Origin of the sequence: Bradyrhizobium sp. BR 10261, from assembly GCF_019455395.1 — a bacterium.
GTDB lineage: Bacteria > Pseudomonadota > Alphaproteobacteria > Rhizobiales > Xanthobacteraceae > Bradyrhizobium > Bradyrhizobium manausense.
Window position 1 is genome coordinate 27436 of record NZ_JACOFQ010000023.1, and the last position, 13171, is coordinate 40606.

Genomic DNA, 13171 nt, shown 5'->3' on the forward strand with positions numbered 1-13171 from the left:
CTGGCCGCCAACTATTGCATGTCGTCGGCGCCGATATCCTGCCGGCCGTGCATCACTCGGACAACTTCAACACCGTCAGCTGTGGGTATGTAGAAGATCAAATAGTTGCCGACCGGAAAACTACGCAGCTCGGCGCGCAATTCGCTGCGATCGCGGCCGGCAAATGGTGTGCCTGCCAACATATTGAATGTTGCGTCGATGCGATCAAGCAGCGCGTCGGCCGCTCGCGGATTATCTGCGGCGATATAATCCCAGATCGCCGTAAGGTCGATTTCTGTCTGCGGACTCTTAAGCGGTCTTTTTGCCATTCTTGGCCGCCAGACGTTTCCGACCTTCTGACTTGATCCGCTCGAACATGTCACCGACCTCTTCCATCGGGCCGCTGTCAAACCCCTTCTGGATTTCCTCCCGCAGCGCTTCCAGCTTGATCTTGCGCCGCTCTTCGCGCTCCTCGACCAGGCGAAGGCCTTCGCGCATCACCTCGCTCGCAGTGGCGTAGCGGCCGCTCTCGACCAGATTGTCGATCAGATCCTCGAAGTGCTTGCCGATGCTGTAGCTGCTCGCCATGGGACCGCTCCGTTATCAAATAATGATATTTATTGATATTTAGTCGCTTGGCAAGCACTCGTCCAGCTTCGGGCCTAACCAGGCCATTGGCCGACCCGGCGGCGCCAGCCGGGCCCCAGCCATACCGGTCCCGCCCTTCGCAAAAGCGGGATTTCCGTGCTAGGACACCGCCTTAGCAGAAGGTTGAACGCCCATGGCCGCCCCCCTCAAAGCCGTTGACGGCAATGCCGATCTTCAGGCGCTGATGTCCGATCTCGCTAGACGTGCCCGCGCCGCTGCGCGCGTGCTGGCGCTGGCGCCGCCGGAGCAGAAGAACCGGGCGCTGGAAGCCATGGAACGGGCGATCCGCGCCAACGCAGCTGCGATCCTCGCCGCCAATGCCGAGGATGTTGCAGAAGCCCGTGCCTCGGGCGATGCGACCTCCGCTTTCATCGATCGCCTGACGCTGACGCCGGCGCGAGTCGAGGGCATGGCCGAGGGCATCGCAATCGTGCGCGGCATCGCCGATCCCGTCGGCGTCGTCACCGAGAGCTGGCAGCGGCCCAACGGCATGACCATCGAGCGCGTGCGCGTGCCACTCGGCGTCATCGGCGTGATCTTCGAGAGCCGGCCGAACGTCGCGGCAGACGCCGGCGTGCTCTGCTTGAAGTCGGGCAATGCCGTGATCCTGCGCGGCGGCTCCGACAGTTTCCGCTCCTGCCGCGCGATCCACGAATGTCTCGTCCAGGGCCTGCGCGAAGCCGGCCTGCCTGAAGCTGCGATCACGCTGGTGCCGACGCGCGACCGCGCAGCCGTCGGCATGATGCTGTCCGGACTGAACGGCTCGATCGACGTGATCGTGCCGCGCGGGGGAAAAAGCCTGGTCGCGCGCGTCGAGCAGGAAGCGCGCGTGCCCGTGTTCGCGCATCTCGAAGGCGTCAACCACGTCTATGTCGATGCCAGCGCCGACCTCGCCATGGCGAAGGAGATCGTGCTCAACGCAAAAATGCGCCGCACCGGCGTCTGTGGCGCCGCTGAAACGCTGCTGGTCGATCGTGCCGCTGCCGGCAAGGCTCTGAAGCCGCTGGTCGAGATGCTGCTCGAGGCCGGCTGCGAAGTGCGCGGTGACGATGCCGTGCAGAAAACCGACGCACGCGTAAAACCTGCCAGCGAAGACGATTGGGACACTGAATATCTCGACGCGATCATCGCCGCAAAGGTGGTCGACGGCGTCGACGGCGCGATCGCGCATATCCAGGACCACGGCTCGCACCACACCGATGCGATTGTGAGTTCGGATGAGGCTGCCGCGAAGAAATTCCTCAGCGAAGTCGATTCCGCGATTGTGCTGCACAACGCCTCGACGCAGTTCGCCGACGGCGGCGAGTTCGGCTTTGGCGCCGAGATCGGCATCGCCACCGGCCGCTTCCACGCCCGTGGTCCTGTTGGCGCCGAGCAATTGACGAGCTTCAAATATCGCGTTCACGGCACCGGACAGACGCGGCCGTAAGCGATGTCGCGAGGCGCGGGGCATTGAGTCAAAATTTCGTCGTGCCGCGCTTCGTGGCGCAAGCGGTCCCGCCCCATACCGAGGGCATGCGCATCGGCCTGCTCGGCGGCTCGTTCAATCCGCCGCATCAGGCGCATCGCGCGATCAGCCGCTTCGCACTTACGCGATTGCAGCTCGATCGCGTCTGGTGGCTGGTGACCCCAGGCAATCCGCTCAAGGAGAACGGCAATCTGCACGAGCTCGGCGAGCGCATGCAGGCGGCGCGCGACGTCGCTGATGACCCGCGGATCGAGGTGAGCTGTCTCGAATCCGTCATTCGCACCCGCTATACTATCGACACGATCAACACCTTGCGCCGCCGCTTCCCGGGCTTGCGCTTTGTCTGGATTATGGGCGCCGACAACCTCGCTCAATTCCATCGTTGGCAGGACTGGCGGCGCATCGCCGCCCAGGTCCCGATGGCAGTGATCGACCGTCCGCCGCAGAGTTTCCGCGCCCTCGCCTCCCCCGCCGCCCAGGCGCTCGCGCGCTATCGCCTGCCGGAGAATGAAGCCGCCTTGCTTGCGGATCGGCCGGCGCCGGCCTGGGTCTTTCTCACCGGATTGAAGCTCAACCTCTCCTCGACGGGCTTGAGGAACCCGGACGGAAGCTGGAAAGGTACGAAGTGAGACGCAATGTTGGGGATTTACGGGCTCTCTGGCATATTGAAACCCTTAACCCCACATGATGTAGTGTAGCCAGTGGACGCTGGATTCGGCGTCCGCGATACAGTGAAAGGAATGGTCCCTGACCACGTCTGTATTGTCCAAGTCTGTTTTACCCAAGGTTGCCAAGCCTACGCGTAAAACATCGACCCAAGCTGCGGCCTTGAAGGCGCAACCCGACGCCGACAAGACGCTGAGCCTGATCCTCTCCCGCCTCGAGGATATGAAGGCGGAAGAGACGGTCACCATCGACCTTCGCGGCAAATCGGCATACTCCGACTACATGATCGTCACCACGGGCCGGGTGAACCGGCACGTTGGCGCGATCGCGGAGAACGTGACGAAGAGCCTCAAGGAAAGCGGCATCAAGAACATCCATGTCGAGGGCTTGCCCAATTGCGACTGGGTGCTGATCGATTCCGGCGATGTGATCGTGCACGTGTTCAGACCCGAGGTCCGTGAGTTCTACAACCTGGAGCGGTTGTACACGCAGGGCCCAGGGGCGGCGAAGGCGATCTAAGAGGCCCTTGAAGGGTGCTGGCCGATTTCGAATCGGCTGACGCGCATGCTAGCGTCGTGCGCGCGCGGGATGCGCGCGATCTGAAAACGCGACGCTAGAACCTCATGCGTGTTGCAATCATTGCGGTAGGCCGGCTGAAGCAGGGCCCCGAACGGGAGCTTGCCGACCGCTATTTCGAGCGGTTCGACGAGGTTGGCCGCAAGCTCGGATTCCGCGAGCTGACCATCCACGAAATCCCCGAGAGCCGCGCGCGCGACACCGCAACGCGCATGGCCGAGGAAGCCGCGGCGATAGCAGCGCACATTCCCGAAAAATCGATTCTGGTGGCGATGGACGAGCGCGGCCAAAACCTCGATTCCACCGTATTCGCACGGAATCTCGGACGCTGGCGCGACGAGGGCGTCGGTCATACTATCTTCGTGATCGGAGGGGCGGACGGACTTTCGCCCGAATTGCGCCGTAAGGCCAAGCTCGCGATCGCGTTCGGCTCTGCGACCTGGCCGCATCAAATGGTCCGCGTCATGCTTCTGGAACAGCTATATCGGGCCGCCACCATTCTGGCCGGCCACCCCTATCACCGCGCGTGATTCGCGCCACAACGAGCACCTTGCGCAACAGATGCGAGCGCCGCCCCTGAATTTGCTGCTGATGGTGAGCTGCGCTTCCGCAAGCCTCTTCGCTGAAGCAAGCCTCGCACAAGCTCAGACGCCAGGTCAGGCAATTGCACCGGCGCCGCAGACCGCGGCGATCTCACCCGACGCGATCAAGCAGCGCGAGCAGGAGCTGGAAGCCGCGCGCGCGCGGCAGAAGAGCGCGGAGGAGGCGCAGGCCAAGCTGAAGGCCGAGATCGCCTCGCTGGGCCAGGACCGCACCCAGCTCAATCAGCAATTGATCGACACCGCCGCCAATGTCCGCACCGTCGAGACCAAGATCGACGAGGCCGAGGCGCGGCTGAAGACGCTGAACGGCCGCGAGCAGCAGGCGCGCGCTTCGCTCGATTCGCGCCGCGCCGACATCGTCGAGGTGCTGGCGGCCCTGCAGCGAGCCGGACGGCGTACGCCGCCGGCGCTGCTGGTGCGGCCCGAAGATGCGCTGCAATCGCTGCGCACCGCGATGCTGCTCGGCGCCGTCGTGCCGGAATTGCGCAGCCGCGCGGAAAAGATCGCAGGCGAGCTCGGCGAGCTTGTGGCCTTGCGCAAGACCATCGCGAGCGAACGCGACCAGCTCGCCTCCGACCGCGACAGGATCCGCAGCGACCAGACCCGGCTCACCGCCCTGGTCGAGGAGCGGCAGCGCCAGCAGGCCTCGCGCGAAAAGGACCTCGACGCCGAGAATTCGCGCGCCATCACGCTGTCAAAGCAGGTCGGCGATCTCCAGGGGCTGATCGCCAAGATGGAGCAGGACCTGCAAAGCGCCGCCAAGGCGGCCGAGCAGGCCGCCGAGGCCGCCAGACAGGCCGAGGCCAAGGAGGCCAACGAGGCGAAAGCTGCGGCTGCAAACGCTGCGGCCAATGCCAAACCGGGCCCGGCCATCTTCAAGGACCGCTCCCGGACCAGCCCAGCGATCCTGTTTGCCTCGGCCAAGGGGCTCCTGCCGCTGCCGGTTAACGGTAACAAGATCAGGGACTTTGGCGGTTCCGACGGGGTCGGCGGGGTCCAGAAGGGCATCTCGCTGGCCACCAAGCCCGGCTCCCAGGTCACGACCCCGTGCGACGGCTGGGTGGTCTATGCCGGCCCGTTCCGCAGCTATGGACAACTCTTGATCCTCAATGCCGGGGGCGGGTATCATGTCCTGATCGCCGGGATGGAGCGCATTTCGGTAAACATCGGACAGTTTGTGCTCACGGGGGAGCCGGTCGCGACCATGGGGTCGACATCTCAAGTCGCCTCCATTCTCGCCACCAACGCGAGTCAACCTGTGCTGTATGTCGAGTTCCGCAAAGACGGCACTCCAATCGATCCAGGCCCATGGTGGGCCGCAAATGAAGGCGAGAAGGTTCGCGGATGATGCGCAAGACTTCAGTTATCCTCCTCAGCGCGGCCACCGGTGCGGCGCTGACGCTGTTCGTGACCCAGCCGCGCGCGGTGTTCATGGGCTCCAGCGCGCGAGCCGCGACAGCGGACACCTATCGCCAGCTCAACCTGTTCGGCGACGTCTTCGAACGCGTGCGCTCCGACTATGTCGAGAAGCCCGACGACACCAAGCTGATCGAATCCGCGATCAGCGGCATGCTCTCGGGCCTCGATCCGCATTCGAGCTACATGGACGCCAAGAGCTTCCGCGACATGCAGGTGCAGACCCGCGGCGAGTTCGGCGGTCTCGGCATCGAGGTCACGATGGAAGACGGCCTGATCAAGGTGGTCTCGCCGATCGACGATACGCCGGCCTCGCGCGCCGGCGTCATGGCCAACGACATCATCACCAATCTCGACGATGAGGCGGTGCAGGGCCTGACCCTGAACCAGGCGGTCGAGAAGATGCGCGGCCCCGTCAACACCAAGATCAAGCTCAAGATCATCCGCAAGGGCCAGGACAATCCGATCGACGTCACCCTGGTGCGCGACAACATCCGCGTCCGCTCGGTGCGCGCGCGCGTCGAGGCCGACGACATCGCCTATATCCGCATCACCACCTTCAACGAACAGACCACCGAAGGCCTGAAGAAGGAGGTCGCCAACCTCTCGAGCCAGATCGGCGACAAGCTGAAGGGCTACATCATCGACCTGCGTAACAATCCGGGCGGCCTGCTCGAGGAAGCCGTCACCGTGTCCGATTCGTTCCTGGAGAAGGGCGAGATCGTGTCGACCCGCGGCCGCAATGCCGAGGAGACCCAGCGCCGCACCGCGCATGCGGGTGACCTCACCAAGGGCAAGCCTGTCATCGTGCTCGTCAACGGCGGTTCGGCCTCGGCTTCGGAGATCGTCGCCGGCGCGCTGCAGGACCACAAGCGCGCGACCATCGTCGGCACGCGCTCGTTCGGCAAGGGCTCGGTGCAGACCATCATCCCGCTCGGAAGCGGCAACGGCGCACTGCGTCTCACCACGGCGCGCTACTACACGCCATCGGGCAAGTCGATCCAGGCCAAGGGCATCGTGCCTGATATCGAAGTGCTGCAGGACGTGCCTGATGAGCTGAAGGCGCGCACCGATACCAAGGGCGAAGCTTCGCTGCGCGGTCACCTCAAGAACGACGGCGACGAGAAGACCGGTTCGCAATCCTACGTCCCGCCCGACGCCAAGGACGACAAGGCGCTCAAGATGGCCGACGATTTGCTCCACGGCATCAAGAACAGCGCCTCCGCGGCGCCGACGCCGGGCAGCGACAACAAGGCCGCGCCCGCGGACAAGCCCAAGGCTGCTAACTAAGGCGGCGAACTAGCGCGCCTATCCGATCTGACGAAAGGGCGGCTTCAGCAAGCCGCCCTTTTTGCTTGGGAACTCCCGGTCTCTCCGGCCTATCCCGGCCTGCCGCCGCTTGACCTTGGCGTGGTATCGTCGGGTCGAGTGATTCGGGATCTCGCATGACTGAAACGGCCGATGATCTGAGCGCGCCGCTCGGACAGGACAAGCCGCGCCGGAAACGGCGGCTGCGGCTGCCGTTCACCGCCATGCAACTGATCGCCGTCATGCTCGGCCTGTTCCTGGTCACCTTTGCCGGCTTTGCCATCTTCAACAAGGACCCGCTCGGCGGCGAGCCGATGACGCGGATCGCGATCCGCGATCCCAAGGCCACCGACGAGAAGCCTGTCGCCTCCGGTCATGGCCAGGAGATCAAGCAGGAAGGCAAGCAGGAGACCAGGGAGGCGCCGAAGCAGGCGAGCGAGCAGAAGACCGTCACCATGATCGACGGCTCCACCGGCGCGCGCCATGACGTGGTCATCGGCGCGGGCGAGGCTGCCGACAAAAGCGAGGCGGCTTCCGCAGCCCCGCCCGTCGTGAACGGGGGCGATCCAAGGCTGCTGGAGAAGTCCCGCTACGGCATGATCCCCGCGATCTCGGGCGACCTCAAGCCGTTCAACGCCTATGCCGCCGAGGCCGACCGCGGCAAGGCCGCGAAAATGCCCGTGGTGGCGATCGTGATCGGCGGCCTCGGCGTCGGCGCCGCCAAGACCACCGACGCCATCATGAAGCTGCCGGGCGCGGTGACGCTGGCCTTCACGCCTTATGGGTCCGATCCCGGCAAGCTCGCCGAGCGCGCCCGCGCCCAGCGCCACGAGATCTTCCTGCAGATCCCGATGGAGCCCTACGACTTTCCCGACAACGATCCCGGCCCGCAGACGCTGCTGACCTCGCTGACGGCAGACCAGAACACCGACCGCCTGTACTGGCATCTCAGCCGGATGCAGGGCTATGCCGGCCTCACCAATTTCATGGGCGCCCGCTTCATTGCGACCGACGCTGCGATGCAGCCGATCATCCGCGAGGCCAGCAGGCGCGGCCTCGGCTTCTTCGATGACGGCTCCTCGCCCCGCAGCATCGCCTCACAGGCGGCCGGGAGCCTCGCGGTGCCGTTCGGCAAGGGCGACATCGCGCTCGACGCGGTGCCGACCCCGACCGAGATCGACCGCGCCCTCAACAAGCTGGAATCGACGGCGCGCGAGCGCGGCGTCGCCATCGGCACGGCCTCGGCCCTGCCGGTCTCGATCGAGCGGATCGGGGCCTGGATCAAGACATTGAACGACCGGGGTATTCTATTGGTGCCATTGACAACCGCGATGCTGAAATCAAAATCCAGCTAAATCAAAGAATTGGTACGGCAGGGCTTCCCGATGGCCCGGCCGGCAGCACGCGAGAGGTTTGGCGGAATGGCGCGTTATGAGGATCTGCCCTACCGAACCTGCGTCGGGGTGATGCTGCTCAACAAGGAAGGCCTGGTGTTCATCGGTCGCAGAGCCGGCGGCATCGAGCATGTCGACGACCACCATGTCTGGCAGATGCCGCAGGGCGGGGTCGATCCCGGCGAGGACAATTGGGAAGCCGCCAAGCGCGAGCTCTATGAAGAGACCAGCGTGCGCTCGATCGAGCGGCTCGGCGAGGTGCCGGACTGGCTGATCTACGACATCCCGCGCACGGTCGCGGGGCGCGCCTGGAAGGGCCGCTACCGCGGCCAGCGCCAAAAGTGGTTCGCAGTGCGCTTCACCGGAAAGGACAGCGAGATCAATGTCGCCAATCCCGGCGGCGGCGGCCACAAGGCCGAATTCGTCAGCTGGCGTTGGGAGCCGATGAAGAACCTCCCCTCACTGATCATCCCGTTCAAGCGCCCGGTCTATGAGCGCGTGGTGAAGGAATTTTCCGCGCTGGCGGATGGATAGTCGCCCACCCTCGATGTCATCCCCGCCTAGTGCGCAATTGCGCACGGGGGCGGGGATCCATACCCCAGGGAGAAGTGAAGCGGCACATGGCAACCACGGCCTTTCAACCAATCGCCGCATGTGGTTATGGATTCCGGGCTCGCGCCTCGCCCGCCCCGGAATGACAGAGATGACCAACGAAAAACCCTACCGCCCCAATGTCGGGATCGCGCTGTTCAATGCCGATGGCCGCGTGCTGATCGGGCACCGCTTCAAGGGCGACGGCCCCGAGATCATCCTGCCCGGGCTCGACTGGCAGATGCCGCAGGGCGGTGTCGACGAGGGCGAGAACCTGCGCGATGCGGCCATGCGCGAGCTGTGGGAGGAGACCAATGTTGTCAGCGCCAACTATCTCGGCGAGACCGAATGGTTCAGTTACGAATTCCCGCCCTATGACGGACCGCAGACGCATCGGCTGGCAAAGTTTCGCGGCCAGCGCCAGAAGTGGTTCGCACTGCGCTTCACCGGCAGGGACGACGAGATCGACCCGCTGACGCCGCGCAATGACCAGCCCGCGGAGTTTGACGCGTGGCGGTGGGAGCAGCTCGACCGCGTCGCCGACCTCGTGGTGCCGTTCCGCCGCGAGGTCTACCGGGCGGTGGCCGAGCAGTTCGCACCCTTCGCCAAATAGCCCCGCTGTATCAATTCATCGGCCCGACCGCGAACGGGCCGATCGCGATGACGTGGCAGTCGCTGTCGTGCCTGGCGCAGTCGGCGAGCGCGGTGTTGACCGCGGTCTGCTCGTCGGCGGCTTTCAGGCCGAGGCCGGGGCGGCCGGCGGTGCCGACGGAGACCGCATTCCAGCCCGTGGCGTCTCCAAGCTTGCGCACGACCTCGTCGCGCGCATCGGCCACGATCGAGGGGTTGGTCGCGGCGTGGAACAAGCCCGTGACCCTGAGCAGCGTCGGGATCGGCACGACGAAGACGTCGTCGACCGCCACGATCATGCAGGCCGAGCCCGCGATCGCGCCGCAGGACTCCAGCGAGCGCCGCGCCGAATCGTCGACCGACGTTCCGCCAAGCCCCATGAAATATTGTCCGCCAGGGCCGAGCGCTACGGTGCGCGATTTCGCCGCCGTCATGTAGATGTTTTCGAGCCGGGTCTTGAACTGATCACGCAGCATCGGAAAATCTTTCGGCACGAACGCGCGCTCGGCGATGGCTTCGTGCCGATACCAGGGCTTCGGCGGCATCGGCGGCTCCCCACGGCCATAGACCACCTTGTTGCCGACAGCATAGAGCTCGCAGCGCCGCTGCGATTGGGCCGCGTCCGCGCGCTTCTGGCATTGGTCGAGCGCGGCGTTGCGCGCCTCCTCCTCGCTCGGCTTGTCGAGCGCGGAGCCGAAGAAGCCGCCGATGTTCAGGGCATAAGCCTTGTAATCCCCGGCGGCCGCATATTCGTTGCTGAGAAATGAACGCTGGCGCTCGCCGATGAACGGCACCGCGTCCACGGCGATCTTGCCGGTGGATGCAGCTGATGGTGACGGTGAAGGCGTCGGTGCCGCGGCAGCTACTTGGGTCGGCGTCGATGTCGGCGCCGGCGAAGGCGGCTTCGCCGCCGCCGTGGGCGTCGGGCCGGGTGACGGCGCAGTGAGCGAACCCGGCGCGGGTGCCGCGGCAGTGGACGCCGCGGGACTGGACGCGACCCGACTGGTCTCGAGCTTGGTGAAATAGAGGAAGCCGCCGACGCCGATGGCGACGACAGAGACCACGCCGACCACCAGCGGCCACATCCAGTTCGGCGCAGGCGCAGCCTTGACCGCCTTCTTCAGCTGCGGCGTCGCGTAAGTCCCGTCCTCGCGCCGCATCGCGACCATGTAGGCGTGCACCGGCGTCGGGATGTTCTTCACTTCCTGTGCGCCGATATCGGCGAACTGCACCGACAGCTTGTTGGCGACCTGCTCATGCACGGCGCGCGAGATGCAGATGCCGCCGACCTCCGCGAGCCCCTCGAGCCTGGCCGCGATGTTGACGCCGTCGCCGAGCAGATCGCCGTCGCGCTCGACGACGTCGCCGATGGTGATGCCGATGCGGAACGACATCTGCCGGCTCGGCGGATAGGCCATGTTGCGGGTTCGCAAGCTCTCCTGGATGTCGATCGCGCAGCGCACCGCGTCGACCGCGCTCGGGAATTCCGCGAGCACGGCATCGCCTGCGGTGTTGAAGATGCGGCCGTTCGCCTTTGCGATGAAATCGTCGATGACTTCGCGATAGGACGCCAGACGCCGCAGGGTCTCTTCCTCGTCTTCCGCAACGAGCCTCGAGTAGCCGGCAATATCGGCCGCGAAAATCGCCGCGATCTTGCGCTTCATCTGCGACCTGCCCTGGAACCTCTTCGCCGCGGCAGAATGCCGCTATCGCCAGCGCGGTGCAACAAAGTTTCAGCGCCCGCCACGGTCTGTGACGAGCGCTGATTTTGCTGCGGAAACTTGAAAGGCCGGCGCCGCGGGGCGTGACCGCGAACGCGGCGCGCGGGATCGCTAGTGCGACCCGGGGGATCGCAAGTGCGACGCCGGCGTTAGTGCATCGCGGTCGTGTTGAGCTCCTGCTGGATGCTCTTGTAGTGGTCGAGCCGCGCAATCGCGAGATCGAGCTCGGAGCCTTCGTGCTCCGACAGCTTCTCCTGCATTTCCGCGATCTTGTCGGCGAACTGCGCCCGATCGAGCTCGTCCAGCGAGGTTGCGACGTCAGCGAGCACGGTGAGACGATCGTCGGAAACTTCCGCAAGGCCGCCTGTAACGATGACCTTCTGCTTCTGGCCACCGGCGATGATGGTCAGGATACCCGGCCGCACCGCAGCCACGAAGGGAGCATGCCCGGCGAGCACGCCGAAATCGCCTTCCCAGCCGGGGACGTCGACCTGGTCGACCTCACCCGTGAAGGCGAGCTTTTCCGGAGAGACGAGATCGAAGTGGAAGGTGGCCATGGTGTTTCCGCTTGCTTTGCTGGTCACCCGCGGGCTCGACCCGCGGGTCCATCGATCAAAATTCTCTTTAGATGGATCGCCGGGACTTCAGTTTGAAGACGCCCTTCGCGCTTTAGCCCGGCGATGACGAGGTGAAGAGCTTAGGCGGCTTCCGCCGCCAGCTTCTTGCCCTTCTCGACCGCCTCTTCGATGGTCCCGACCATGTAGAAGGCGGCTTCCGGCAGGTGGTCGTACTTGCCATCCACCAGGCCCTTGAAGCCCTTGATGGTGTCGGCGAGATCGACGAACTTGCCCGGCGAGCCGGTGAAGACTTCAGCGACGTGGAACGGCTGCGACAGGAAGCGCTCGATCTTGCGGGCGCGGGCCACGGTCAGCTTGTCCTCTTCCGAAAGCTCGTCCATGCCGAGAATGGCGATGATGTCCTGCAGCGACTTGTAGCGCTGCAGCACCTGCTGGACCTGACGGGCGACGGCGTAGTGCTCCTCGCCGACGACCAGCGGGGAGAGCATGCGCGAGGTCGAGTCGAGCGGGTCCACCGCCGGATAGATGCCCTTTTCCGAGATCGCGCGCGACAGCACCGTGGTGGCGTCAAGGTGCGCGAACGAGGTCGCGGGCGCCGGATCGGTCAAGTCGTCGGCCGGAACGTAGATGGCCTGCACCGAGGTGATCGAGCCCTTCTGCGTGGTGGTGATGCGCTCCTGCAGCGCGCCCATGTCGGTCGCGAGCGTCGGCTGATAACCCACCGCGGAAGGGATACGGCCCAAGAGCGCCGACACTTCCGAGCCGGCCTGGGTGAAGCGGAAGATGTTGTCGACGAAGAACAGCACGTCCTGGCCCTGGTCGCGGAAGTGCTCGGCGACCGTGAGACCCGTGAGGCCGACGCGGGCGCGGGCGCCGGGCGGCTCGTTCATCTGGCCGAACACCAGCGCGCATTTCGACTTCACGCTCGGATCCGGGTTCTTCGGATCGGCGTTGACCTTGGACTCGATGAACTCGTGATAGAGGTCGTTGCCCTCGCGGGTGCGCTCGCCGACGCCGGCGAACACGGAGTAGCCGCCATGCGCCTTCGCGACGTTGTTGATCAGCTCCTGAATCAGCACGGTCTTGCCGACGCCGGCGCCGCCGAACAGGCCGATCTTGCCACCCTTCGCATACGGAGCAAGAAGGTCGACGACCTTGATGCCGGTGACCAGAATTTCAGCCTCAGTGGACTGGTCGGTATAGGTCGGCGCTTCCTGGTGGATGGCGCGGCTGCCTTCCGACTTGATCGGGCCGGCCTCGTCGATCGGCTCGCCGATGACGTTCATGATGCGGCCCAGCGTACCGTCACCCACGGGCACCGAGATCGGCTGGCCGGTGTCGGTCACTTCCTGGCCGCGCACCAGACCTTCGGTGGCGTCCATTGCGATGGTGCGGACGGTCGACTCGCCGAGATGCTGCGCGACTTCCAGCACCAGGCGGTTGTTGCCGTTCTTGGTCTCCAGCGAGTTGAGAATGGCCGGCAGGTGGCCTTCGAACTGCACGTCGACGACGGCGCCCATGACCTGGGTAACGCGACCGATCTGTGTGGCTGCTGTAGCCATTTACTGTCTCCTTCGATCCGAATTTCGTGCCG

The 13171-nt window shown here is 65.0% G+C and carries 14 protein-coding genes; 9 read left to right on the forward strand and 5 right to left on the reverse strand.

Annotated elements, in window-relative coordinates:
• Positions 1 to 11: 11 nt before the first annotated feature.
• Entirely contained in the window at positions 12 to 308 is a 297-nt protein-coding gene (locus HYH07_RS24750) for a type II toxin-antitoxin system RelE/ParE family toxin (protein ID WP_220004953.1), read from the reverse strand.
• The gene (locus tag HYH07_RS24755; RefSeq protein ID WP_057740794.1) at positions 289 to 567 is read right to left on the reverse strand and encodes a type II toxin-antitoxin system ParD family antitoxin; all 279 of its coding nucleotides are present in this window, start codon (positions 565 to 567) and stop codon (positions 289 to 291) included. Before HYH07_RS24755 ends, HYH07_RS24750 begins: the two co-directional genes overlap by 20 nt.
• 193 nt (positions 568 to 760) lie before the next feature.
• Here HYH07_RS24755 and HYH07_RS24760 point away from each other — a divergent pair, with 193 nt between their 5' ends.
• From HYH07_RS24760 to HYH07_RS24800, 9 genes are all read left to right on the forward strand, one after another.
• Positions 761 to 2056: a glutamate-5-semialdehyde dehydrogenase gene (locus tag HYH07_RS24760; protein ID WP_220004954.1), complete on the forward strand. Its 1296-nt coding sequence runs from the start codon at positions 761 to 763 to the stop codon at positions 2054 to 2056.
• Between the two features lie 23 nt (positions 2057 to 2079).
• Positions 2080 to 2724, forward strand: a complete 645-nt coding sequence (locus HYH07_RS24765) for a nicotinate-nucleotide adenylyltransferase (RefSeq protein ID WP_220004955.1) — start codon at positions 2080 to 2082, stop codon at positions 2722 to 2724.
• A 199-nt stretch (positions 2725 to 2923) separates the two neighbouring features.
• The gene (gene rsfS, locus HYH07_RS24770) at positions 2924 to 3280 is read left to right on the forward strand and encodes a ribosome silencing factor (protein ID WP_057740788.1); all 357 of its coding nucleotides are present in this window, start codon (positions 2924 to 2926) and stop codon (positions 3278 to 3280) included.
• Between the two features lie 104 nt (positions 3281 to 3384).
• The gene (gene rlmH / locus HYH07_RS24775; protein WP_220004956.1) at positions 3385 to 3867 is read left to right on the forward strand and encodes a 23S rRNA (pseudouridine(1915)-N(3))-methyltransferase RlmH; all 483 of its coding nucleotides are present in this window, start codon (positions 3385 to 3387) and stop codon (positions 3865 to 3867) included.
• Positions 3868 to 3898: 31 nt separating this feature from the next.
• On the forward strand, positions 3899 to 5287 hold the full coding sequence (locus HYH07_RS24780; RefSeq protein WP_220004957.1) for a murein hydrolase activator EnvC: 1389 nt from the start codon (positions 3899 to 3901) through the stop codon (positions 5285 to 5287).
• A complete protein-coding gene (locus tag HYH07_RS24785; RefSeq protein ID WP_057740782.1) occupies positions 5284 to 6645 on the forward strand; it encodes a S41 family peptidase in 1362 nt (453 codons plus the stop codon). Before HYH07_RS24780 ends, HYH07_RS24785 begins: the two co-directional genes overlap by 4 nt.
• A gap of 155 nt (positions 6646 to 6800) precedes the next feature.
• Entirely contained in the window at positions 6801 to 8018 is a 1218-nt protein-coding gene (locus tag HYH07_RS24790; protein ID WP_220004958.1) for a divergent polysaccharide deacetylase family protein, read from the forward strand.
• Between the two features lie 66 nt (positions 8019 to 8084).
• A complete protein-coding gene (locus HYH07_RS24795) occupies positions 8085 to 8591 on the forward strand; it encodes an RNA pyrophosphohydrolase (protein ID WP_220004959.1) in 507 nt (168 codons plus the stop codon).
• Between the two features lie 169 nt (positions 8592 to 8760).
• On the forward strand, positions 8761 to 9261 hold the full coding sequence (locus tag HYH07_RS24800; RefSeq protein WP_220004960.1) for an RNA pyrophosphohydrolase: 501 nt from the start codon (positions 8761 to 8763) through the stop codon (positions 9259 to 9261).
• A 10-nt stretch (positions 9262 to 9271) separates the two neighbouring features.
• Here HYH07_RS24800 and HYH07_RS24805 read toward each other — a convergent pair whose 3' ends face one another.
• The 3 genes from HYH07_RS24805 to atpD form a co-directional block, all read right to left on the reverse strand.
• A complete protein-coding gene (locus HYH07_RS24805) occupies positions 9272 to 10942 on the reverse strand; it encodes an adenylate/guanylate cyclase domain-containing protein (RefSeq protein WP_220004961.1) in 1671 nt (556 codons plus the stop codon).
• Positions 10943 to 11148: 206 nt separating this feature from the next.
• Positions 11149 to 11556 carry a F0F1 ATP synthase subunit epsilon gene (locus HYH07_RS24810; RefSeq protein ID WP_220004962.1) on the reverse strand — a complete coding sequence of 136 codons (408 nt, stop codon included), beginning with the start codon at positions 11554 to 11556 and terminating at the stop codon, positions 11149 to 11151.
• Between the two features lie 140 nt (positions 11557 to 11696).
• On the reverse strand, positions 11697 to 13139 hold the full coding sequence (gene atpD, locus HYH07_RS24815; protein WP_220004963.1) for a F0F1 ATP synthase subunit beta: 1443 nt from the start codon (positions 13137 to 13139) through the stop codon (positions 11697 to 11699).
• Positions 13140 to 13171: the final 32 nt, after the last annotated feature.